We start from the raw sequence: 18,857 nt of genomic DNA on the forward strand, positions 1-18,857 counted from the left end.
GAGGACATCAGGCAAGGCCGAGGTCCTTGAGGATGGCTGCGATCCGGGTCGTGTCTTCGGCGAGAAATTTGGCATAGTCGTCGCCGGTGAGCAGGATTTGCGTCCAGTTGCGGTTTTTGCATTCGGTGGCCCAGGCATCACTTTTAGCCATGGTCTCGACCAGCGTGATCATCGCCGCCTTGTCGGCGTCGGAAACGCCCGGCGGTGCGAAGACGCCGCGCCAGTTGAACAATTCGACATCGATACCGGCTTCCTTCAGCGTCGGTGCATCGATGCCTTCCTGACGCTTGTCCGCGGAAATGGCGAGCAGCCGAAGCGCGCCTGCCTTGACCTGTTCGGAGAACTCGCCATAGCCGGAGATACCGGCCGCGACCTGGTTGCCGAGAAGCGCCGACAGTGCCTCGCCGCCGCCGGCGAACGGCACGTAGGAGAGGTTGGCTGCCGGAACACCGGCCGTCTTGGCGATAAGGCCGAACAATATGTGGTCCGAGCCGCCGGCCGAACCGCCAGCCACCGGAACCTTGGTCGGATCGGCCTTGAGGGCGGCGACGAAATCCGCTGCGGTCTTGAACGGCGAGGCCGCCGGCACGACAAGCGCCTCGAATTCGCCGGTGAGGCGGGCGATCGGCGTGACCTCGGTGAGATTGTTGGCCGATTTGTTGGCGATAATGGCGCCAACCATGACCATGCCGGCAACCATCAGCGAATTGCCCTTGCCGTTCCACTGGCTGATGAATTGCGGCAGGCCGACTGTGCCGCCGGCGCCGCCGACATTGGTGATCTGCGAACCGGAGATCAGCTTCTCACTGCGCAGCACCTGGTCCATCGTGCGCGCCGTCTGATCCCAGCCGCCGCCGGGCGCTGCCGGCACGAAGATCTGGATCTGCGGCGCATCCTGCGCAAAAGCGGGCGAGAGATGCAACGCTGCGAAACCGGCGGCGCCGGCAGCGGCGGTGCTCATTAAAAATCTGCGTCTGTTCAGCATGGGATTCCTCCAATCACGACACCTCCTCTGGTGCCTGCCAGCAACGTAGCCTGAATTCAGACCCGCTCGACAAAAATTCATGCAGCCTTTGTCTTGTTCTGTCAACAGGAACAGCATTCTACTGGACAGAACGGTCTCCACGCGGCATAGTTGTTCCGATCGGCCCTTCTGTCCAACTGGGAACGGAACGACGTGGTCAAGCAGATGACCGTAACACAATCCAAGCCTGCGTCGACCAACGGTGTTGCCGCCCTCGACCGTGCGATCGCCATCCTCGATGCTTTCGCTACCGCCGACCGGTCGCTCAGCCTGGCCGAAATCGCGGCGCGGACCGGCCTCTACAAGAGCACGATCCTGAGGCTGGCGAACTCATTATTGCGCGGGCAGCTGCTGGAGCGTCTCGACGACGGCCGCTACCGTGTCGGCCCTGCCACCTTCCGGCTGGGTGCCCTATACCAGCGTTCGGTCGTGGCGATCGACATCCTGCTGCCGATCATGCGCGATCTGGCCGAGCGAAGCTGGGAAAGCGTCGCTTTCTATGTCCGCTCGGGCGACGTCCGCACCTGCCTCTATCGTGTCGAGTCCAAGCATCCCATCCGCTACACCATACGGGAAGGCGACGTGCTGCCCCTGCTGGCCGGTACGGGCGGCCGCGTGCTTGCGGCGTTTTCCGGTCAGCAGGGCGAGCCTTACGAGACGATCCGCAAAACCTACCATTGTTTGTCGGTCGGCGATCGCGACCCCGAGACGGCGGGCGTTTCGGCACCAGTGTTCGGGCCGGGGCACACCTTGCTCGGTGCGTTGACGCTGTCAGGCCCGAGCACGCGCGTCGACGCGGCCTTTCTCCAGCGCATGAAAAATCCGCTGATCGAGGCGGCCGCGCGCGCCACCCGCGCTTTCGGCGAAGACGCCTCGATGCTCGAACAGGCGGCCCTAAAGGCCAAAGCGGAAGGCCCGGTGCTGAAGCGGCAGGCCTAGAAAGCCTCGATTCGGCCCGATCAGAGCCACAGGATGACAGGCCGCAACCCTCAAGGCTGCCGTTCCAGCAGGATCGTCGCGTCGTCGTGATAGGTGGTCCGCAACACTTCGCTGTAGCCGCATTTGGCCGCGACGCTCAGCGAAGCGGTGTTTTCCGGATCGATGATGCAGACAGTCCTTGCGCGCCCGAATGCCTCGTCGCCCCAGGCGAGAACCCGTCCGACGACTTCGCTGGCGAAGCCTTGGCCATGGGCGCTCGGGACCAGCGCCCAACCGGCTTCCGGAACGCCTTCGATCGACGGCACGATGTTGCGCTTCAAATCGTGAAAGCCGGCTTCGCCGATGAAGCGGCCGGTCGCCTTGTCCTCGATCGCCCAAAAGCCGTAGCCCAGCAGCGACCACAGGCCGGCATGACGCAGGAAGCGCATCCAGCTTTCCTCCCGCGTGCGCGGCTTGCCGCCGATGAAGCGGGTGACGGCCGGATCGGCCCACATGGCGACATAGGCATCGAAATCATCGAGCTGGTGTGGCCGCAAGATGGTTCGCTTCGTCTCGATGACCGGCGCGCTGGCTGCTCTTGGATTTCCCATAAACTCTGTCCCGCGACGCATGACTGCGGAAAAACCGCTTCCGAAAGGATCATGCGCAAATTCAAAGTGGTTGTTTGCCGGTGCCTCATGCATGTCGCCCAAATGTCAAACAAGAGCCAAGACAGCGCAGATCATCCTCCAGCGCGAGAAACGAGGTCGAGGCGCTTCGAGCGAGGGAAATTGTGACACGATAAGCGCGATTTCAGCCGCGCCAGGGCATGTTCATGTAGACGCCGCCGCGCTTCAACTCGTCCAGCATCTGGTCGAACCGCTTATGTCTTGTCTCGGCGCGTTTGGCACGAGCGATCCAGCCGAGATAGTCGTTCTTCTGATAATCCGGCCTGTCATCATAAGCCGCCATCAATCCCTGCTTTGTCAAAGCGGTTCGGATGTCGTCCGGCATCGGGTTCAAGGCGCGTTTCAGTCTGGTCATGGTCAAGATTTAGGCTGTCAGGATTTGGCGTCAACAACGCAGCGACTTAGTCGCGAACTCCAGCTCCGGCATGGGAATCTTGCCGAACGATGCTACCCTTCGCATGGAGCTGATTCAGCGTCCGCTGTGCCGTCCAACGGAGGGAAAAGGGCATGGATACCACCGATCTTCTGCTTGCCATCTTCCATCATCTGCTGGTGTTTTCACTGGCGGGCATCATCGGCGCCGAATTTGTCCTGATCCGCGGCGATCTGCCCGCCGCGACGCTTCGGCGGCTTGTCGGCATCGATCGCCATTACGGCATCATCGCCATGCTGATCATCGTCGTCGGCATCGGCCGCGTCATCTACGGCCTGAAGGGTTGGGAATTCTACGTCTACAACTGGGTGTTCTGGGCAAAGATGGCGGCCTTCGTCATTGTCGGCCTGTTATCGATCATCCCGACAGTCCGCTTTGTTTCCTGGAACAGGCAGGCCTCGGCCAGCCCCGGCTTTCAAGTGCCGGCGGCGCAACTTGCATCCGTTCGAACTTATGTCCGCGCCGAAGCCTTCATCTTCCTGCTGATTCCGGTCTTCGCCGCGGCGATGGCGCGCGGCTACGGCTACTGAATTTTGCCTACGGGTTCGAGCGGCGCAATTTCGACCAGCGGCGCCGGAACATCATTCGTCTTCTCCTCGGCCTTGCAGATGTCGGCGATGACACAGACCGGACAATCCGGTTTGCGCGCCTTGCAGACGTAGCGGCCATGCAGGATCAGCCAATGATGCGCGTGGCGCATATATTCGTCTGGAATGATCCTCAACAGCCCCTGTTCGACCTGTTCCGGCGTCTTGCCGGGCGCCAGTCCCAGCCGGTTGCCGATGCGGAAGATGTGCGTGTCGACCGCCATCGTGTGCTGGCCGAAGGCCATATTAAGCACGACATTGGCGGTCTTGCGCCCGACGCCCGGCAGCTTGACCAATTGATCGCGGTCGTCAGGCACCTCGCCGCCATGGTCGCGGATCAGCGCTTCCGACAGCGCAATGACGTTCTTGGCCTTGTTGCGCCAAAGCCCGACGGTGCGGATATAGTCGCCGACCTTTGCCTCGCCGAGCGCCAGCATTTTTTGCGGGGTATCGGCGACTTTAAACAGCGCCCGCGTTGCCTTGTTGACGCCGACATCGGTCGCCTGTGCCGAAAGCACCACCGCCACCAGCAGCGTGAAGGCGTTGATGTGTTCGAGCTCGCCCTTCGGCTCGGGCCGCTGAACGGAAAAGCGTCGGAAAATCTCGTGCACCTCGGCCGGGCTGTAGCGCGAATGGGACCGCACCGGCCGGGCACGCGGCTTGGCGTTCGAGCCGTCGCGTCGGCCGGGGGAGGGCTCATTTTCGGGTGTAGAGGAATTTTTGGGCTTGGGGCTTGTCATCCCCTTCCTATAATATCCCGTCATGAGCGACACAAACGCCTCATTTCAGGCCGACGAGCCATTCTTCCAGGCGTTGCTGATACCGCATCGGTCGCTGGGCAAAACCGGCTTTGCCATCCTGATGGGCGCTCTGCTGCTCGGCTCGTTGGTGACCGGAGCGTTTTTCCTGTCGCGCGGCGCCTGGCCGGTGTTCGGCTTCCTCGGTCTCGACGTGATTGCCGTCTACATCGCCTTTCGCGCCAATTATCGTGCCGCCCGCGCCCGCGAGGAAGTGTCGGTCTCGCGCACCAGACTCGACATCCGCAAGACCGCGCCATCAGGCAAATCGGAAGCACATCGCTTCAATCCGTTCTGGGCGCGTTTTTCGGTCGCCCGTCACGCCGAGATCGGCATCACCAGGATGGCCGTGGAAGCACAAGGCCAGAATGTGCCGATCGGCGGCTTCCTCAATCCCGACGACCGAGAGAGCTTTGCGTCAGCCTTTTCACGCGCCCTGGCGACCGCCAAGACGCGCTAGATGTGAGCGAACCGCCTCGTCCGCAAAATGATCTTTCAGCAGCGATTGAGGCAACCGGCTCTCCAGTGCCTTGCCATAAATGGTAATCAGCAGCGTCTCCCTCTCCTTGGTGAGATGCACCTTTTCGCCAGCCCATCATCGGCCCCTTCCTCGAGGCCAATTCTATCTGGGTATGTGCCGCGAGAAGGCAAGTTTCGGGTGGTGATCGCAGCCGCGAAGGACGATATTCACGGTCAAGGAGATAGTCCGATGAACGCACAGACAGCTATTCTGAAGAAAGACATCACGCCCGAAGGCGGTGACTACGAAGTTGTTCGGCGCGCGATCGAGAAGATCAGCCTTGACTACCGTGACCAGCCGTCGCTCGAAATACTGGCCGAGGAAGTCGGCGAGACGCCGACCGGCCTGCAGAAGCTCTTCACACGCTGGGCCGGCCTGTCGCCCAAGGCCTTCCTCCAGGCGGTCACGCTCGACCATGCGCGCAAACTGCTCGATTCCGGCATGCCGCTGCTCGAGGCTTCTTTCGAGGTCGGCATGTCAGGCCCCGGCCGACTGCACGACCTTTTCGTCACCCATGAGGCGATGTCGCCGGGTGACTACAAGACGCGCGGCGCCGGGCTGACGATCCGCTACGGCTATCATATTTCGCCCTTCGGCATCGCCCTGATCATGGTTACTGACCGCGGCCTTGCCGGTCTCGCCTTCAGCGATGCCGGCGGCGAGCGTGCGGCCTTCGCCGACATGTCCGGCCGCTGGCCGAACGCAAACTATGTCGAGGACATGGCCGCGACGGCGCCCTATGCTGCGCGCATCTTCGATCCGGCGCTGTGGCGCGCCGACCAGCCGCTGCGCGTCGTCATGATCGGCACCGACTTCCAGGTCCGCGTCTGGGAGGCCCTGCTGCGCATCCCGATGGGCAAGGCCTGCACCTATTCCTCGATCGCCGCCGGCATCGGCGCGCCGAGCGCCAGCCGGGCGGTGGGGGCCGCGGTCGGCGCCAATCCGATGTCCTTCGTAGTGCCGTGTCACCGGGCTCTCGGCAAGTCCGGCGCGCTCACCGGTTACCACTGGGGCCTGACCCGCAAACGCGCCATCCTTGGCTGGGAAGCGGGACAAGTCGGATCTTGATGAAACTCCCATAGATTCGGGCCAGACCGCGCGGGTTCATCTCGCGCGGTCTGGCAAGCGGCGGCCTTACGGAGTAGCTTCCCGCGCAATGGAGCGACGTGCGTCCATTTGGACGCACAAAGTACGCTCTAACACTTTAATTCTACGCATCGTGCTTTCCGAAAATCGATTCCGATTTTCGGAAAGCACGATGCGTCAGCAGGGAGGCACCACTTGATCATCGTTATCGGCTCGATCAACCTTGACCTTATCGCCAATGTCGATCGCTTGCCCGCACCGGGCGAGACGGTTCGGGGCTCCGGCTTTACCACCGCACCCGGCGGCAAGGGCGCCAACCAGGCCCTGGCCGCCGCGCGCGCCGGTGCCAAGGTGCGCATGGTCGGCGCGGTCGGCAAGGACAATTTCGCCACTGAAGCGCTGGCGCTGCTGCGGGACGGCAAGGTCGACCTGTCCGGTGTCGGCGAAACCTTCGCCTCGACCGGCACGGCATTGATCATGGTCGCCGACGACGGCGAGAACGTCATTGCCGTGGTGCCGGGCGCCAATGATTCGGTCGTGACAGGCGACCTTTCCAAAGCCTTCATGAAAAAGGGCGATGTCGTGCTCCTGCAGCAGGAGATCCCGCTGCAGACTGTTGATGCAGCACTGGACGCCGCCCGAGCGGCGGGCGCGGTTACCGTGCTCAACACGGCACCGTTCCGCGGCGAGGCGGCCGCCTTCCTCGGCAAGGCCGACTATGTCGTCGCCAACGAAACCGAATTCGACCTCTATGGCGAGGCGCTGTCGCTGAGCGGCCGCGATCGCCCGGCGCGGATGCGCGATTACGCCGGGAAGACCGGCCGCACAACTGTCGTCACGCTCGGCGGCGACGGCGTTCTGGCTGCCACACCAGCCGATCTTCTGATGCTTCCGGCGCTGAAGATCACGCCGGTCGATACGGTCGGCGCCGGCGACACGTTTTGCGGCTATTTCGCCGCCGGGCTGTCATCCGGCCTGCCGCTCGATCAGGCGCTCGCCCGTGCTGCAGCCGCAGGTTCGCTCGCTTGCCTGAAGCCCGGCGCCCAGCCTGCGATCCCGCTGGCGAAGGACGTCGACGCGGCGCTCCAAAATCCGCCAGCTAGGTGAGAGCCATGCGCCCGGCCACGAAACACGCCGTGCCGCCTGCCGGCGATATCTGCCGCCTGTCCGCCGTGGATCTTGCCGACGCGATCAGGCGCCGCCGGCAGTTGTCCGTGCGCGAGGTGGTGACGGCATTCCTCGACCGGATCGAAGCGGTGAACCCGCTGGTCAATGCCATCGTCTCGCTGCGCGACCGTGCCGACATCCTGCACGATGCCGACAAGGCAGACGCGCATCTGGCGCATGCAGGGCATGCCGGACCGCTGTTCGGCCTGCCGATCGCCATCAAGGATCTCGTGCAGACCAAGGGCCTCAGGACCAGCTTCGGCTCGCCGATCTTCGCCGATTTCGTGCCGCAGGAAGACGATTTTTTCGTCGAGCGCATCCGCAACGCCGGCGCCATCATCATCGGCAAGACCAACGTTCCCGAATTCGGCCTTGGCTCAAACACCTACAACACGGTGTTCGGCCCGACGCTCAACGCTTTCGACCCGGCCTCGACCGCCGGCGGTTCGAGCGGCGGCGCGGCGGTCGCACTGGCGCTCGACATGCTGCCAGTCGCCGACGGCAGCGACTTTGGCGGCTCGCTGCGCAACCCGGCCGCCTACAACAACGTCTATGGCTTCCGTCCATCGCAGGGACTTGTCCCGGCCGGCCCCGAGCTTGACGTCTTTCACGCGCAGATGGGCGTCGAAGGGCCGATGGGTCGCAGCGTGCGCGACATGGCGCTGCTGCTCGACGAGCAGGCCGGCTACGACCCTCGCGCGCCGCTCTCGCATCACAAGCAGGGCTGCTTCCTACAGGGACTGCAAACGGCGGCGGACGGCGGCCGCATCGCCTGGTTCGGCGATCTCGGCGGCCATCTGCCGCTCGAACCCGGCATCCTTGATCTTTGCGAGGCCGCTCTCGGCCGATTCGCCGATGTATCCTTTCAGACCGAAGCGCTGGTGCCGGATTTCGACTTCGAGGCGCTGTGGCAGGCCTTTGTGACGCTGCGCCAGGCGAGCAGCGGTTGCGCGCTCAAGGCGCATTACGACGATCCCTTGAAACGCAGTCTTCTGAAGCCGGAGGCCGTGTGGGAGGTGGAACATGCGCTGCAGCTCACGGCGCCGCAGATCCACGCCGCCACGGTGAGGCGCTCGTCTTGGCACAAAACCCTGCTGTCGCTCTTCGACCGCTTCGACCTCGTCGCACTGCCGACCGCACAGGTCTTCCCCTTCGAGGTTTCCACTCACTGGCCGACGCAAGTGGCCGGGCGTGCCATGGACAGCTATCACCGCTGGATGCAGGTTTCAGCGCTCGCCACGCTGGGCGGCTGCCCGGCGGTCAACGTACCGGCGGGCTTCGATGCCAGAGGCAGGCCGATGGGCATGCAACTGATCGGGCGGCCGCGCGGCGACATGGCCGTGTTGAGAGCAGCGGCAGCCTACGAGACGACGCTGCCGTGGCAGGCCGGAGCCTAAATCCAGGTCAAGGCCGCCAGCGACATATGCTGCCGGCTTGCACCAGCGTTGCTGTCATGCATTGATCGCGGTCGGCCGCGTCGCAAGCCGCATATTGTCGAGGAAAAACCATGTCGCTGGAACTCTACGCTACCTATGTCGTTGCCTGTATCGTCATTGTCCTGGTGCCTGGACCGACCGTCACGCTGATCATCGCCAACAGCATCCGCCATGGCTCCCGCGCCGGCCTCGCCAATGTCGCCGGCACGCAGGCGGGGCTGGCCATCATGATCGCCATTGTCGGCATCGGATTGACCTCGCTGATCGCGGGAATGGGCCATTGGTTCGAATGGGTCAGGCTGATCGGCGCTGCCTATCTGATCTGGATGGGTGTGCAGATGTTCCGCTCCAAGGGTAAGCTGAACGCCGACGGATCGGCGAAGACACCGCGCGGCGGCTTCTTCCTGCAAGGCCTGCTGGTGGCGATCAGCAATCCCAAGACGCTGGTGTTTTTCGGCGCCTTCTTTCCGCAGTTCATCGCCCCTGAAGGCAACTACGCGTTGCAGATCGTCGTCATGGGTATCACCGCTCTGATCTTCGCCGCCGTGTCGGATTCGACCTTCGCGCTGGCCGCCGGCCGCGCCGGACGCCGGCTCTCGGCCGGCCGCATCAAGCTCATGTCCAGAATCAGCGGCAGTTTCCTGATCGGCGGCGGCCTGTGGCTGGCGTTTTCAAAGGCGAAGTGAGCGGCACCTTTCCTTCCCCCCCTTGTGGGGGGAAGGTGGATCGGTGCGCAGCGCCGAGCCGGATGAGGGGTGTTGGAAGAAACACCAGCGCCGCGATCCGTCCAGCACCCCTCAACCGGCCGAGCTTCGCTCGGCCACCTTCTCCCACAAGGGGACCCACAAGGGGAGAAGGAAGAAGCCCTAAAGCCGCCCCAGCCTTTCCAGCAGCAGTGCGAAAAACGCATCATGGTCGATGTCGCGCATCACCATGGCGTTGTTCGGTCGCTTGGTCACGCCCCACCAGTCGATCACGGTCATGCCCATGGTGAGCTCCGAGGCGGTTTCCACGGTGACGTTGCAGTTGCGGCCCCTGAACAGCTCCGGCTTCAACAGATAGGCGATGACGCAAGGGTCGTGCAGCGGACCGCCATCGGTGCCGTATTTCTCCTCGTCGAAGCGCTCGAAGAATTCCAGCATCTCCGTCGTAGCCGTGCCGACCCTGGTGCCGAGCTTGCGAAAGGCCTGGGTCCGCTTGGCGGTGGTCAGCGCCTTGTGGGTGACGTCGAGCGGCATCATGACGATCGGGATGCCGGATTTGAACACGACGTCGGCGGCATGCGGGTCGACATAGATGTTGAATTCGGCGGTCGGCGTGACGTTGCCGCCTTCGAAGAAGCCGCCGCCCATCAGCACGATTTCCTTGATGCGCGGCGCGATCTTCGGCTCGCGGATAAGCGCCAGCGCAACGTTGGTGAGCGGTCCGAGCGCGCAGAGCGTGATCGTGCCGCTCTCTTCCTTCATCAGTGTCTCGACGAGGAAATCCACCGCATACTGGTCCTGCAGTTTCATTGTCGGTTCGGGCAATTGCGGTCCGTTGAGACCGGTCTCGCCATGCACCTCCTCGGCGGTAACCAGTTCGCGCGCCAGCGGCCGGATGGCGCCGGCATAGACCTTGATGTCAGACCTGCCGGCCAGTTCGCAGATCTTGCGTGCATTCTTTTCGGTGAGCCTCAGCGGCACGTTGCCGGCGACGGCGGTCATGCCGACGATCTCCAGCTCGGCGCTGCCGAGCGCCAGCAATATGGCGACGGCATCATCCTGGCCGGGATCCGTGTCGATGATGATCTTGCGGGATAGGGGCATTTCAATTCCTTGTTTGGGGAGTCTTTTTGGGCGGGGCTTTTGACGGCTTGAACTTGACCGCGGGGCGGACCATATCAAGACCATCGGGAAAAATGCCATCTGGGTTTTTCCACTTTATGTCGCTCTTGAGAGGACAATGTAACATGAGCCGAATGACGCCTTTTTCCAGCCCGCTTCTCCTGGGTTTCGACGCCATGGAAAAGACCCTGGAGCGTCTGGCGAAGTCGGGTGACAGCTACCCTCCCTATAATATCGAGCGCCTCAGCGGTGCCGACGGCAAGGCCGAAAGGCTGCGTATTACGCTCGCTGTCGCCGGTTTCGCCGAGAACGATCTCGACGTGACCACGGAGGAGAACCAGTTGGTCGTGCGCGGCCGTCAGAACGACGATACCGAGCGCGAATTTCTTCATCGCGGCATTGCCGCGCGCCAGTTCCAGCGCTGTTTCGTGCTGGCCGACGGCATGCGGGTGATCACCGCGGAGCTGAAGAACGGCCTTTTGTCGATCGATCTCGACCGGCCCGAGTCCGAACGGCTGGTACGGAAAATAAACATATCGGTGAAAGACTGATCTTTACCGATGGCTCTCATGCGAGGCGGCCTTGAGCGGCGTCCTCGTGCCAAGGAGGCTTAAATGACCAGAACTGACGAAAATCTTATCATGACCAGCGGCGAATTCGCCCATCTCGGCGAAGGCTCGGTCGCCTATCTCAGGAAGGTGTCGAGCGACGATCTGCGCGGCCGTTTCCCGGGCCTCGGCGAAATCGCGCCTGGGCTGGAACTGTGGGCCCTGTTTGCCGCCAATGGCCAGCCGATCCTGCTTTCGGACGCTCGCGACCGGGCGCTGGCTGGCGCCCTGGAAAACGACCTGATCCCCGTCGCCATCCACTAACAATACGGCGCAGCGATCCGGTTGGAAACGGACAGGGCCGCTCGCAGCGGCCCTTCAACGGATCCGATCAAAAAACTCAGGCCGCGTGCGAGGCCTGCGTGTCCGACAAGAGCGCGTGGATCGCTGCGGCGTCGCGGGTGCCCCTGATCTTGGCCACTGTGTCGGCATCGCGCAGCACCCGCGCGATGCGCGACAGCGCCTTGAGGTGGTCGGCGCCGGCGCCTTCAGGCGCCAAAAGCAAGAACACCAGATCGACCGGCTGGTCATCCAGCGCCTCGAAATCGACCGGCGTCTCCAGCCGGGCGAAAACCCCGGCGATCCGCTTCACCCCGGCCAGCTTGCCGTGCGGAATGGCAATGCCGTTGCCGACACCAGTCGAGCCCAGCCGTTCACGCTGCAGGATGGTGTCGAACACCTCCCGTTCCGGAATGCCGGAAATCGCCGCCGCCCTTTCGGACAGCATTTGCAGCAGTTGCTTCTTGGAGTTCGCCTTCAACGCCGGCAAGATCGCCGGAACGTTGATAAGATCGCTCAGATCCATACTTGAAATCCCTTGTTCGCCTGCCGTCGCCAGCCCTCACTCTCGCGTGCGGCTGGTTCCTTATCCCAGTGCGGCCTTGGCCGTCATCCCTGCGCGACCTTGGTCGTAGATGGGTCGATCCAGCCGATATTTCCGTCCGGCCGGCGATAGACGATATTGAGATGCTCGTTTCCGGCGTTGCGGAAAACGAGGACCGGGCTGTCCTTGGCGTCGAGCTCGATCACGGCTGACGCCACCGACATGGTCCGCAGCGTCATGGTTGATTCGGCAACGATGGCCGGCGCGAAATTCTCCGGTATTTCCTCATCGTCATCAGCAAGCGGCGCCATCACCGTATAGGCGATGTCGGTGAGTTCGCCATTGGCATTGCCTGAATTATGTGACTTCAGCCGACGCTTGTAGCGCCGAAGGCGGGTTTCGAGGCGATCCGCCGCGGCCTCGAAAGCGAGTGTCGGGTCCTGGGCTTCGCCGGTCGCCTGCAGCGAAGCGCCGGAATCCAGCCGGATCATGCAATCGGCCGTGTAGCGCGACCCCGATTTGACGACTACAATTTGCCCTGAAAAGCCCCGATCGAAATATTTCCCGATCACTTCCCCGACTCGGTCGTTGATGCGCGTACGGAACGCATCGCCGATATCCATGTGTTTTCCTGATATGCGCAGTGTCATCTGAAAACTGACCTTCCTTGCTCAGGCTTCAAACTGTCCCGAGTTTATACCCGTGGTCTGTGCGCACAAGCTTTGCGGCGTCACTTGCGCCGATTTTAAATCCGAACTTTCCGGTTGATCACAAGCCGCCTTCTTTGACCGTCCCGTGGCCAACGTCGTGACGGACCATCCGCATGCGGGCACTAGCCCGTCCCATGCGGGCGGGCTTCTAGCCACTTCATTGCGGCTTGTCAATGAAGTGCGAAAGCTGTGGAAATTCCGTCGAGATCAACGTCCGGCGCTGGCCAAAGCGCGTTTTTCACGCCGCCGCTGCACCGACGAGGGAATATTCATGCCCTCCCGATACTTGGCGACCGTGCGCCTGGCGATATCGACGCCACTTTCTCGCAACATATCTACAATCGCGTCGTCGGAAAGCACGTCGGCAGGCTTCTCCTCGTCGATCAACTGCTTGATGCGGTCGCGCACCGCTTCAGACGAATGCGCGTCGCCGCCACCCGACGAAGCGATCGAGGCGGTGAAGAAATAGCGCAGTTCGAACACGCCACGCGGCGTCAGCATGTATTTGTTGGCGGTGACCCGGCTGACGGTCGATTCGTGCATGCCGATGGCGTCGGCCACCGTGCGCAGGTTGAGCGGCTTCAGGTGACGCACGCCATGGACGAGGAAGGCGTCCTGCTGGCGCACGATTTCTGAGGCAACCTTAAGGATGGTCTTCGCCCGCTGGTCGAGGCTGCGCGTTAGCCAATTGGCGTTTTGCAGGCATTCCGCCAGGAAATCCTTTTCCGTCTGGTTTTTCGCATGCGGTGATACCTGGGCGAAATAGATAAGGTCGACCAGCACGCGCGGCAGCGTTTCGGGGTTGAGTTCGATCACCCAGCTTCCGTCATTAGCTGCCCGCACTTCGACATCAGCGATGATCGCGTCGCTGGCACCGCCCGAAAACGCCATCCCCGGGCGCGGATCGAGCGCACGTATCTCGGCCAGCATGTCGAGCAGATCCTCCTCGTCGACCCCACAAATCCGTTTCAGGGTCTGGAAATCGCGCCGCGCCAGGAGTTCGAGATTGGCGATCAAAGCCTTCATCGCCGGATCGAGCCGGTCGCGGACGGCAAGCTGCAGCGACAGGCATTCGGCGAGGTCACGGGCAAAGATGCCGGCGGGCTCGAATGTCTGGCAGACCGCGAGTGCATTCGTCACCGCCGATCTGTCGGTGCCGAGACGAGCGGCGATCTCGGCCATGTCGGCGCGCATGTAGCCGGCCTCATCGAGGCCATCGGCCAGTTCGCCGGCGATCAGGCGTGCTGCCGGGTCGGCGAAGGCAAGCGCGACCTGTTCGGCGACATGCTCGCGCAGCGTGATGGCGGCGGCCGCCATGTCGCCGACGTCGAAGCCGTCGGACGAAGACGCGGAACCGTTGCCGGACGCCGATTTCCATTGGGCCGTCAGGTCGGGACCGAGCCGCTCGCTGGTGCCGGGGTCGTCGGGAAACAGGTTTTCCAGCGAAGTATCGAGCTTTTCCGAGATCGCCTCGGCGCTCCACGCCGTTTCCTTCTCGAACCAGTCGCCGTCGGTGGCCGTTTCCGGCGCAGCATCGATCTTCTGCGTCTGGTCGCTGACGGCATCGTCCTGCGGCTCGGCACGCTCGAGCAGTGGATTGCGCTCGATCTCGTCGTCGATGAAGCGTTCCAGCTCGATGTGGGTGAACTGCAGCAGCCGGATCGACTGCATGAGTTGCGGCGTCATCACCAGCGACTGGGACTGTCGTAGCTGTAGTTTTGCCGCCAACGCCATGGTTCGGTTTCAAACGCCCTGTCTACGCATCCGGACTGCCGGAAGGAGTTGGGCATAGAAACTGGCCCGGCTTTTGCTTGTCAAGGCGACGGCGATCAAAACTCGCCTGTCGGTGCGTTATTCGGACGAGAAATCGGAAAAGAAAGCCCATCTCGCACCAAAAATCGCGCTTGGAGAGGAATTTTCCCGCTTAGAGTGTAAATCCCTCACCGAGATAAAGCCGCCGCACATCCGGATTTGCGACCACTTCGTCGGCCCGGCCATGGGTTAGCACCTGGCCGGCATGGATGATGTAGGCGCGGTCGATCAGGCCGAGCGTCTCGCGGACATTGTGATCGGTGATGAGCACGCCGATGCCCCGCGCCGTCAGATGGCGCACAAGTTGCTGGATATCGGCGACGGCGATCGGATCGATGCCGGCGAAAGGTTCGTCGAGCAGCATGTATGCGGGGCGGGTCGCCAGTGCGCGCGCGATTTCAAGGCGCCGCCGCTCGCCGCCGGAAAGCGACAGCGACGGGGCTTTGCGCAGATGGCTGATGTGAAACTCATCGAGCAGTTCGTCGAGACTGTGTTCGCGCTTTTTGCGGTTCTTTTCGACGACTTCGAGCACGGCACGGATGTTTTGCTCGACGCTCAAGCCGCGAAAGATCGACGCTTCCTGCGGAAGGTAGCCGATGCCAAGGCGGGCGCGGCGGTACATCGGCATCGAGGTGACATCGAAGCCATCGATTTCGATTGTGCCTTCGTCGACCGGCACAAGGCCGGTGACCATGTAGAAGCAGGTCGTCTTGCCGGCGCCGTTGGGACCGAGCAGTCCGACCGCCTCACCGGCGCGCACGCCGATCGTCACGCCGCTGACGACTTTGCGGCCCTTGTAGCTCTTGGTCAGGCCCTTGGCGATCAAGGTTCCCTTGAACTTTACCTGGTCGACGCTGACCGTGGCCGGTGCCGCAAGTTTGCTGGCGGCGCGTCCTGAAACACGCGCCATCAGCGATGCTACGTCGACCATCAGGGGTTCGCCGCTCCCGACTTCGCCGGCGGCGTGATCGACATCATCACGCGGCCCCCGCAGGCGTCGACCTGGGCCAGGCCGCTCTTCATCTGCACGGTGAGCTTACAGCCGACCAGTACATTGTCACCTTGCGAAAGCACGACCTTGCTGCCTGAAAGCACCAGCACTTCCGTCTTCATGTCGAAGGTGCCGCTGTCGCCGGTGGCGACCTGGTCGTCCGATTTGATATAGACCTTGTTGGCGACCTCCAGGCGGTCGATGTTGGCCGAGCCGGTCATCGCGGCACCTGCGGCCTGCGCATCCTTGGCGTCAGCGTCGGCGTCCTTGACGTAATAGACCGTCATCTTGCCGGCCTTGAGCAAGGTCGGACCCTGGACGACGCTTACATTGCCTGTGAACACGGCGACGCTATCCGCCTGGCGAACCTCGAGCTTATCGCTTTCGATCTGGATGGGCTTGTCGCCAGACAGTTTGAGGCCCGACAGTTGGCTGGTGGCCTTGGACTGCGCCAGAGCCGGCGCCATCCCCAAGCCCAGCCCCAAAGCCAGCCCCAAAGCCAGCCCACGGGCCGGCAACGCCGAAGCTGCGGCCACGAGCCGTGTCGAACTACTGAACCGCATTGGATTCTCCGCTCATTGCCTCTGCCGCCTTCAAGCTGGCGGGATCGATGTTGACACGCACTCTGTTCTCGAAAACCACGATCTTGCCGTTGTCCTGGATCGACATCGAATCTGCGGTGATCCGCGACCCGCCGCGGCTGACGTCGACCGGGTCGTTCGTCTTCATAGTGCCTTTGCCCATATCGAGAAAGACCGATTTGAACTTTGCCGCCAAGCCATCGGTGGTGGTTATGGTGACATCGCTGGTCAGGCTCATCGTGTTGCCGTCACGATTATAGGTGCCGTGCGAGGCATTGATGGCCGCCACATTGTCGGTCGATATCGGCAGCTTGGCGTCGATGCCCTCCAAATTGATGATGCCTTGCTTGGTCACGTCCTGTATGGCGCGCAAAGCCGTCATAGAATAGGGCAGTTTCTGCTTGGTGAACCCGTTGAGCTTGGGGTTGGCCATCACCAGCTTGCCATTGGCGAAGGCGCTGCCGTCGACCTGGACCTGGATTGAGCCAGGCGCCGCGAGATAGGAGTAGACCGGGAAGGCGACCGCGATTGCGGCAGCGGCCAGCGGCACTGCAAGCTTCAAGATACGCACGCGACGCGAATGGCGCTGGGCAATGCCGAAGGCGTCGACCCGCGCCGGGCCTACGTCCGGGGGAGCCAACTCCGTCTCGGTGTTGGTCGGTTCGATCGGTCGCGCTAACATAACTGCTTTCTTTTAAACCCCTGCCGCCAAGCACCCCTATAGGTGGGATGCCGGCGCCCTCAAGCAAGCACAAGCGGAGGAAAACCGCAAAAGTGTGACGGTTGCTGTTGCTCAAACGAAAATGAAACCGGCACAACTTGCATGTCATACCAGATACAGGCGGACAGCGTTAGGGGCCTGTGGATTGGTCTTGATGTCTCTTGAAACGCCGGCCCGCGAACGTCGAAACCCTGTCTCTGGCGCAAGCTCGTCAGGAATCGGTAGCCGGGCGCGGATGGTTGCTTTAAAAGCATCTGCTTCCACCGACTATGAGGCTGACCATGGCACTGAGAGCCGACGACCTGATCGACCGCCGCCGCTTGCGCCGCAAGCTGACATTCTGGCGCGTTGCAGCGCTTGTTGTCGCGGCAGTCGGGCTGATTGCCTTTTCGAGCTGGATTTACGGTGACGACTTCACTGGCACGGCGGTCGACCATATCGCCAAGGTCAAGATCGAGGGCACCATTACCGAAGACGAAGACCTGATCAAACAACTGGATACCATCCGTCAATCCTCGAGGGTGAAAGCTGTGATCCTGTCGATCGATTCACCGGGCGGCACCACCGTCGGGGGCGAATCGATCTACGAGGCAGTGCGCAAGCTGGCCACCGAGAAGCCGGTGGTGGCCGAGGTCGGCACGCTGGCCGCATCGGCGGGCTACATGATCGCCACCGCGGCCGATCATATCGTCGCGCGCAAATCGTCGATCGTCGGCTCGATAGGCGTGCTGATCCAGTATCCGGACGTCAGCGGCCTTATGGACAAGGTCGGCATCAAGCTCGAGGAAGTGAAATCCTCGCCGTTGAAAGCCTCGCCGTCGCCTTTCAAGCCGACCAATGACGACGAGCGCACCATGGTCCGCAAGCTGATCCTGGACAGCTACGACTGGTTCGTCGGCGTCGTCGCCGAACGACGCAACATGACCAAGCCGGAGGCGCTGGCCCTGGCCGACGGTTCGATCTTCACCGGCCGGCAGGCTGTTGCCAACAAATTGGTCGACGCGGTCGGCGGCGAGACCGAAGCGATCGACTGGCTCGCGACCAAGGGCGTCGACGCCAAGCTCAAGGTGGTGGAGTGGAAGGACGCGGAAAGCGGCGGCTTCCTGTTCTCGAAAGCGATGGCGCGAACCATCGGCAGTGCGCTCGGCCTGCCCGACTATGGCGGCGAGATCATTCACGAACTTGGTGCCGACCGCTTGTTTCTTGACGGTCTCGTTTCCGTCTGGCACCCTTGAGACGAGTGAAAAAAGCAAATAAAATCATCCTCATAATTTTGACCGCAGTGTTTTCACGGGGAGCCTTCTCATGATCAAATCCGAACTTGTGCAGATCATCGCCACACGCAACCCGCACCTTTTTCTGCGCGACGTCGAAAACATCGTCGGCGCGATTTTCGACGAGATCACCGACGCGCTTGCCGAAGGCAACCGGGTCGAGCTGCGCGGTTTCGGTGCTTTCTCGGTGAAAAACCGCCCCGCCCGCACCGGCCGCAACCCGCGCACCGGCGAATCCGTCGAGGTCGAGGAGAAATGGGTGCCGTTCTTCAAGACCGGCAAGGAATTGCGTGAAAGGCTGAACGGCGGCAAATAGGCGCCGCGCGAGCTCGTGCAGCATGCCGGCCTTTTCAGTAGGGCCCGGCCCGCGGTAGAGCCCGCCTTCGACAGGAAATTCCATGTTCAATCGTTTCATGCTCGTCGTGGTCTTCGTGCCGCTGGCCGTCATCCTGATTGCGCTGGCGGTCGCCAACCGCGATCCGGTTGCCTTCACCCTGGATCCGTTCAACCCCGGCAATCCGGCGCTGACGGTGACGCTGCCGCTTTTCATCTTCCTGTTCCTGGCTCTCGCCATCGGCATGGTCGTCGGCAGCCTGGCGACCTGGATCAAGCAGGGCCGCTATCGCAGGCTGGCGCGCCAGCGCGGCGTCGAGGCCGAGAACCTGCGCCAGGCGGTCAGCCGTGCGCCGCCTGCGCCACAAGGCCCGGCCTTACCGAAGCCGACGAACTGAGCCAACACAGCGCCGCACGTCCTTTGGGACGCACAAAGGACGCCGTACCATTTTGATTACGCATGATCTTTTCCGAAAATCGGTTCCGATTTCCGCGGTTATGCGTTAGGCGTATTTCTCTTC

The 18,857-nt window shown here is 62.4% G+C and carries 23 protein-coding genes; 12 read left to right on the forward strand and 11 right to left on the reverse strand.

Annotated features, from left to right (window positions below; translation table 11 throughout):
* Window positions 1-7: 7 nt before the first annotated feature.
* Window positions 8-985: a Bug family tripartite tricarboxylate transporter substrate binding protein gene (locus CIT26_RS35080; protein WP_095496841.1), complete on the reverse strand. Its 978-nt coding sequence runs from the start codon at window positions 983-985 to the stop codon at window positions 8-10.
* Between the two features lie 204 nt (window positions 986-1,189).
* Here CIT26_RS35080 and CIT26_RS35085 point away from each other — a divergent pair, with 204 nt between their 5' ends.
* On the forward strand, window positions 1,190-1,963 hold the full coding sequence (locus CIT26_RS35085; RefSeq protein ID WP_095496906.1) for an IclR family transcriptional regulator: 774 nt from the start codon (window positions 1,190-1,192) through the stop codon (window positions 1,961-1,963).
* A 50-nt stretch (window positions 1,964-2,013) separates the two neighbouring features.
* On the opposite strand, the gene CIT26_RS35090 is transcribed toward CIT26_RS35085, so the two are convergent.
* Both CIT26_RS35090 and CIT26_RS35095 read right to left on the reverse strand, forming a co-directional pair.
* Entirely contained in the window at window positions 2,014-2,553 is a 540-nt protein-coding gene (locus CIT26_RS35090) for a GNAT family N-acetyltransferase (protein WP_095496907.1), read from the reverse strand.
* 202 nt (window positions 2,554-2,755) lie between these two features.
* Window positions 2,756-2,986, reverse strand: coding sequence for a YdeI/OmpD-associated family protein (locus CIT26_RS35095; RefSeq protein WP_095496842.1), 231 nt, complete (start codon window positions 2,984-2,986; stop codon window positions 2,756-2,758).
* A gap of 152 nt (window positions 2,987-3,138) precedes the next feature.
* On the opposite strand from CIT26_RS35095, the gene CIT26_RS35100 reads away from it, so the two are divergent.
* On the forward strand, window positions 3,139-3,594 hold the full coding sequence (locus CIT26_RS35100; protein ID WP_095496843.1) for a DUF2214 family protein: 456 nt from the start codon (window positions 3,139-3,141) through the stop codon (window positions 3,592-3,594).
* On the opposite strand, the gene nth is transcribed toward CIT26_RS35100, so the two are convergent.
* Window positions 3,588-4,391, reverse strand: a complete 804-nt coding sequence (gene nth / locus CIT26_RS35105; RefSeq protein WP_095496844.1) for an endonuclease III — start codon at window positions 4,389-4,391, stop codon at window positions 3,588-3,590. The two genes, CIT26_RS35100 and nth, sit on opposite strands and share 7 nt — an antisense overlap.
* A gap of 22 nt (window positions 4,392-4,413) precedes the next feature.
* On the opposite strand from nth, the gene CIT26_RS35110 reads away from it, so the two are divergent.
* From CIT26_RS35110 to CIT26_RS35135, 5 genes are all read left to right on the forward strand, one after another.
* Window positions 4,414-4,908, forward strand: a complete 495-nt coding sequence (locus CIT26_RS35110; protein ID WP_095496845.1) for a DUF2244 domain-containing protein — start codon at window positions 4,414-4,416, stop codon at window positions 4,906-4,908.
* 249 nt (window positions 4,909-5,157) lie between these two features.
* On the forward strand, window positions 5,158-6,036 hold the full coding sequence (locus CIT26_RS35120) for a methylated-DNA--[protein]-cysteine S-methyltransferase (RefSeq protein ID WP_095496846.1): 879 nt from the start codon (window positions 5,158-5,160) through the stop codon (window positions 6,034-6,036).
* Window positions 6,037-6,249: 213 nt separating this feature from the next.
* Window positions 6,250-7,161, forward strand: a complete 912-nt coding sequence (locus tag CIT26_RS35125; protein ID WP_095496847.1) for a ribokinase — start codon at window positions 6,250-6,252, stop codon at window positions 7,159-7,161.
* Window positions 7,162-7,166: 5 nt separating this feature from the next.
* Entirely contained in the window at window positions 7,167-8,618 is a 1,452-nt protein-coding gene (locus CIT26_RS35130) for an amidase (protein ID WP_095496848.1), read from the forward strand.
* 110 nt (window positions 8,619-8,728) lie between these two features.
* Window positions 8,729-9,343, forward strand: coding sequence for a LysE family translocator (locus tag CIT26_RS35135; protein WP_095496849.1), 615 nt, complete (start codon window positions 8,729-8,731; stop codon window positions 9,341-9,343).
* Window positions 9,344-9,523: 180 nt separating this feature from the next.
* On the opposite strand, the gene CIT26_RS35140 is transcribed toward CIT26_RS35135, so the two are convergent.
* Entirely contained in the window at window positions 9,524-10,465 is a 942-nt protein-coding gene (locus CIT26_RS35140) for a nucleoside hydrolase (protein WP_095496850.1), read from the reverse strand.
* A gap of 143 nt (window positions 10,466-10,608) precedes the next feature.
* On the opposite strand from CIT26_RS35140, the gene CIT26_RS35145 reads away from it, so the two are divergent.
* Both CIT26_RS35145 and CIT26_RS35150 read left to right on the forward strand, forming a co-directional pair.
* Window positions 10,609-11,034, forward strand: coding sequence for an Hsp20 family protein (locus CIT26_RS35145; protein WP_095496851.1), 426 nt, complete (start codon window positions 10,609-10,611; stop codon window positions 11,032-11,034).
* A 63-nt stretch (window positions 11,035-11,097) separates the two neighbouring features.
* The gene (locus tag CIT26_RS35150) at window positions 11,098-11,355 is read left to right on the forward strand and encodes a BQ00720 family protein (protein ID WP_095496852.1); all 258 of its coding nucleotides are present in this window, start codon (window positions 11,098-11,100) and stop codon (window positions 11,353-11,355) included.
* A 76-nt stretch (window positions 11,356-11,431) separates the two neighbouring features.
* Here CIT26_RS35150 and ptsN read toward each other — a convergent pair whose 3' ends face one another.
* From ptsN to lptC, 6 genes are all read right to left on the reverse strand, one after another.
* Window positions 11,432-11,896 carry a PTS IIA-like nitrogen regulatory protein PtsN gene (gene ptsN / locus CIT26_RS35155; protein WP_095488401.1) on the reverse strand — a complete coding sequence of 155 codons (465 nt, stop codon included), beginning with the start codon at window positions 11,894-11,896 and terminating at the stop codon, window positions 11,432-11,434.
* Between the two features lie 83 nt (window positions 11,897-11,979).
* Entirely contained in the window at window positions 11,980-12,564 is a 585-nt protein-coding gene (hpf, locus tag CIT26_RS35160; RefSeq protein WP_095496853.1) for a ribosome hibernation-promoting factor, HPF/YfiA family, read from the reverse strand.
* A gap of 267 nt (window positions 12,565-12,831) precedes the next feature.
* The gene (rpoN, locus tag CIT26_RS35165; RefSeq protein ID WP_095496854.1) at window positions 12,832-14,358 is read right to left on the reverse strand and encodes an RNA polymerase factor sigma-54; all 1,527 of its coding nucleotides are present in this window, start codon (window positions 14,356-14,358) and stop codon (window positions 12,832-12,834) included.
* 190 nt (window positions 14,359-14,548) lie between these two features.
* On the reverse strand, window positions 14,549-15,367 hold the full coding sequence (lptB, locus tag CIT26_RS35170; protein WP_095496855.1) for an LPS export ABC transporter ATP-binding protein: 819 nt from the start codon (window positions 15,365-15,367) through the stop codon (window positions 14,549-14,551).
* Window positions 15,367-15,990 carry an LptA/OstA family protein gene (locus CIT26_RS35175; protein ID WP_095496856.1) on the reverse strand — a complete coding sequence of 208 codons (624 nt, stop codon included), beginning with the start codon at window positions 15,988-15,990 and terminating at the stop codon, window positions 15,367-15,369. Before CIT26_RS35175 ends, lptB begins: the two co-directional genes overlap by 1 nt.
* Entirely contained in the window at window positions 15,977-16,690 is a 714-nt protein-coding gene (gene lptC, locus CIT26_RS35180; protein WP_095496857.1) for an LPS export ABC transporter periplasmic protein LptC, read from the reverse strand. The genes CIT26_RS35175 and lptC overlap by 14 nt, the downstream gene beginning before the upstream one ends.
* A 320-nt stretch (window positions 16,691-17,010) precedes the next feature.
* Between lptC and sppA the strand changes: the two genes are divergently transcribed.
* The 3 genes from sppA to CIT26_RS35195 all read left to right on the forward strand — a co-directional run bounded on the left by sppA (window position 17,011) and on the right by CIT26_RS35195 (window position 18,734).
* Entirely contained in the window at window positions 17,011-17,964 is a 954-nt protein-coding gene (sppA, locus tag CIT26_RS35185) for a signal peptide peptidase SppA (RefSeq protein ID WP_095496858.1), read from the forward strand.
* Window positions 17,965-18,034: 70 nt separating this feature from the next.
* Window positions 18,035-18,319: an integration host factor subunit beta gene (locus CIT26_RS35190; RefSeq protein ID WP_006200394.1), complete on the forward strand. Its 285-nt coding sequence runs from the start codon at window positions 18,035-18,037 to the stop codon at window positions 18,317-18,319.
* A gap of 82 nt (window positions 18,320-18,401) precedes the next feature.
* A complete protein-coding gene (locus CIT26_RS35195; protein ID WP_095496859.1) occupies window positions 18,402-18,734 on the forward strand; it encodes a LapA family protein in 333 nt (110 codons plus the stop codon).
* The last annotated feature ends 123 nt before the right edge of the window (window positions 18,735-18,857 follow it).

Origin of the sequence: Mesorhizobium temperatum (genome assembly GCF_002284575.1) — a bacterium.
GTDB classification, from domain to species: Bacteria; Pseudomonadota; Alphaproteobacteria; order Rhizobiales; family Rhizobiaceae; genus Mesorhizobium; species Mesorhizobium temperatum.

Bases quoted from the DNA above. Each gene is read 5' to 3' on its own strand.
- CIT26_RS35080 (WP_095496841.1), bottom strand. From the start codon at position 985: ATGCTGAACAGACGCAGATTTTTAATGAGCACCGCCGCTGCCGGCGCC.
- CIT26_RS35150 (WP_095496852.1), top strand. From the start codon at position 11,098: ATGACCAGAACTGACGAAAATCTTATCATGACCAGCGGCGAATTCGCC.
- rpoN (WP_095496854.1), bottom strand. From the start codon at position 14,358: ATGGCGTTGGCGGCAAAACTACAGCTACGACAGTCCCAGTCGCTGGTG.
- CIT26_RS35085 (WP_095496906.1), top strand. From the start codon at position 1,190: ATGACCGTAACACAATCCAAGCCTGCGTCGACCAACGGTGTTGCCGCC.
- CIT26_RS35120 (WP_095496846.1), top strand. From the start codon at position 5,158: ATGAACGCACAGACAGCTATTCTGAAGAAAGACATCACGCCCGAAGGC.
- CIT26_RS35195 (WP_095496859.1), top strand. From the start codon at position 18,402: ATGTTCAATCGTTTCATGCTCGTCGTGGTCTTCGTGCCGCTGGCCGTC.
- hpf (WP_095496853.1), bottom strand. From the start codon at position 12,564: ATGACACTGCGCATATCAGGAAAACACATGGATATCGGCGATGCGTTC.
- CIT26_RS35100 (WP_095496843.1), top strand. From the start codon at position 3,139: ATGGATACCACCGATCTTCTGCTTGCCATCTTCCATCATCTGCTGGTG.
- CIT26_RS35090 (WP_095496907.1), bottom strand. From the start codon at position 2,553: ATGGGAAATCCAAGAGCAGCCAGCGCGCCGGTCATCGAGACGAAGCGA.
- CIT26_RS35175 (WP_095496856.1), bottom strand. From the start codon at position 15,990: ATGCGGTTCAGTAGTTCGACACGGCTCGTGGCCGCAGCTTCGGCGTTG.
- nth (WP_095496844.1), bottom strand. From the start codon at position 4,391: ATGACAAGCCCCAAGCCCAAAAATTCCTCTACACCCGAAAATGAGCCC.
- sppA (WP_095496858.1), top strand. From the start codon at position 17,011: ATGGCACTGAGAGCCGACGACCTGATCGACCGCCGCCGCTTGCGCCGC.
- CIT26_RS35140 (WP_095496850.1), bottom strand. From the start codon at position 10,465: ATGCCCCTATCCCGCAAGATCATCATCGACACGGATCCCGGCCAGGAT.
- CIT26_RS35095 (WP_095496842.1), bottom strand. From the start codon at position 2,986: ATGACCAGACTGAAACGCGCCTTGAACCCGATGCCGGACGACATCCGA.
- lptC (WP_095496857.1), bottom strand. From the start codon at position 16,690: ATGTTAGCGCGACCGATCGAACCGACCAACACCGAGACGGAGTTGGCT.
- CIT26_RS35145 (WP_095496851.1), top strand. From the start codon at position 10,609: ATGAGCCGAATGACGCCTTTTTCCAGCCCGCTTCTCCTGGGTTTCGAC.
- ptsN (WP_095488401.1), bottom strand. From the start codon at position 11,896: ATGGATCTGAGCGATCTTATCAACGTTCCGGCGATCTTGCCGGCGTTG.
- CIT26_RS35110 (WP_095496845.1), top strand. From the start codon at position 4,414: ATGAGCGACACAAACGCCTCATTTCAGGCCGACGAGCCATTCTTCCAG.
- CIT26_RS35190 (WP_006200394.1), top strand. From the start codon at position 18,035: ATGATCAAATCCGAACTTGTGCAGATCATCGCCACACGCAACCCGCAC.
- CIT26_RS35135 (WP_095496849.1), top strand. From the start codon at position 8,729: ATGTCGCTGGAACTCTACGCTACCTATGTCGTTGCCTGTATCGTCATT.
- lptB (WP_095496855.1), bottom strand. From the start codon at position 15,367: ATGGTCGACGTAGCATCGCTGATGGCGCGTGTTTCAGGACGCGCCGCC.
- CIT26_RS35130 (WP_095496848.1), top strand. From the start codon at position 7,167: ATGCGCCCGGCCACGAAACACGCCGTGCCGCCTGCCGGCGATATCTGC.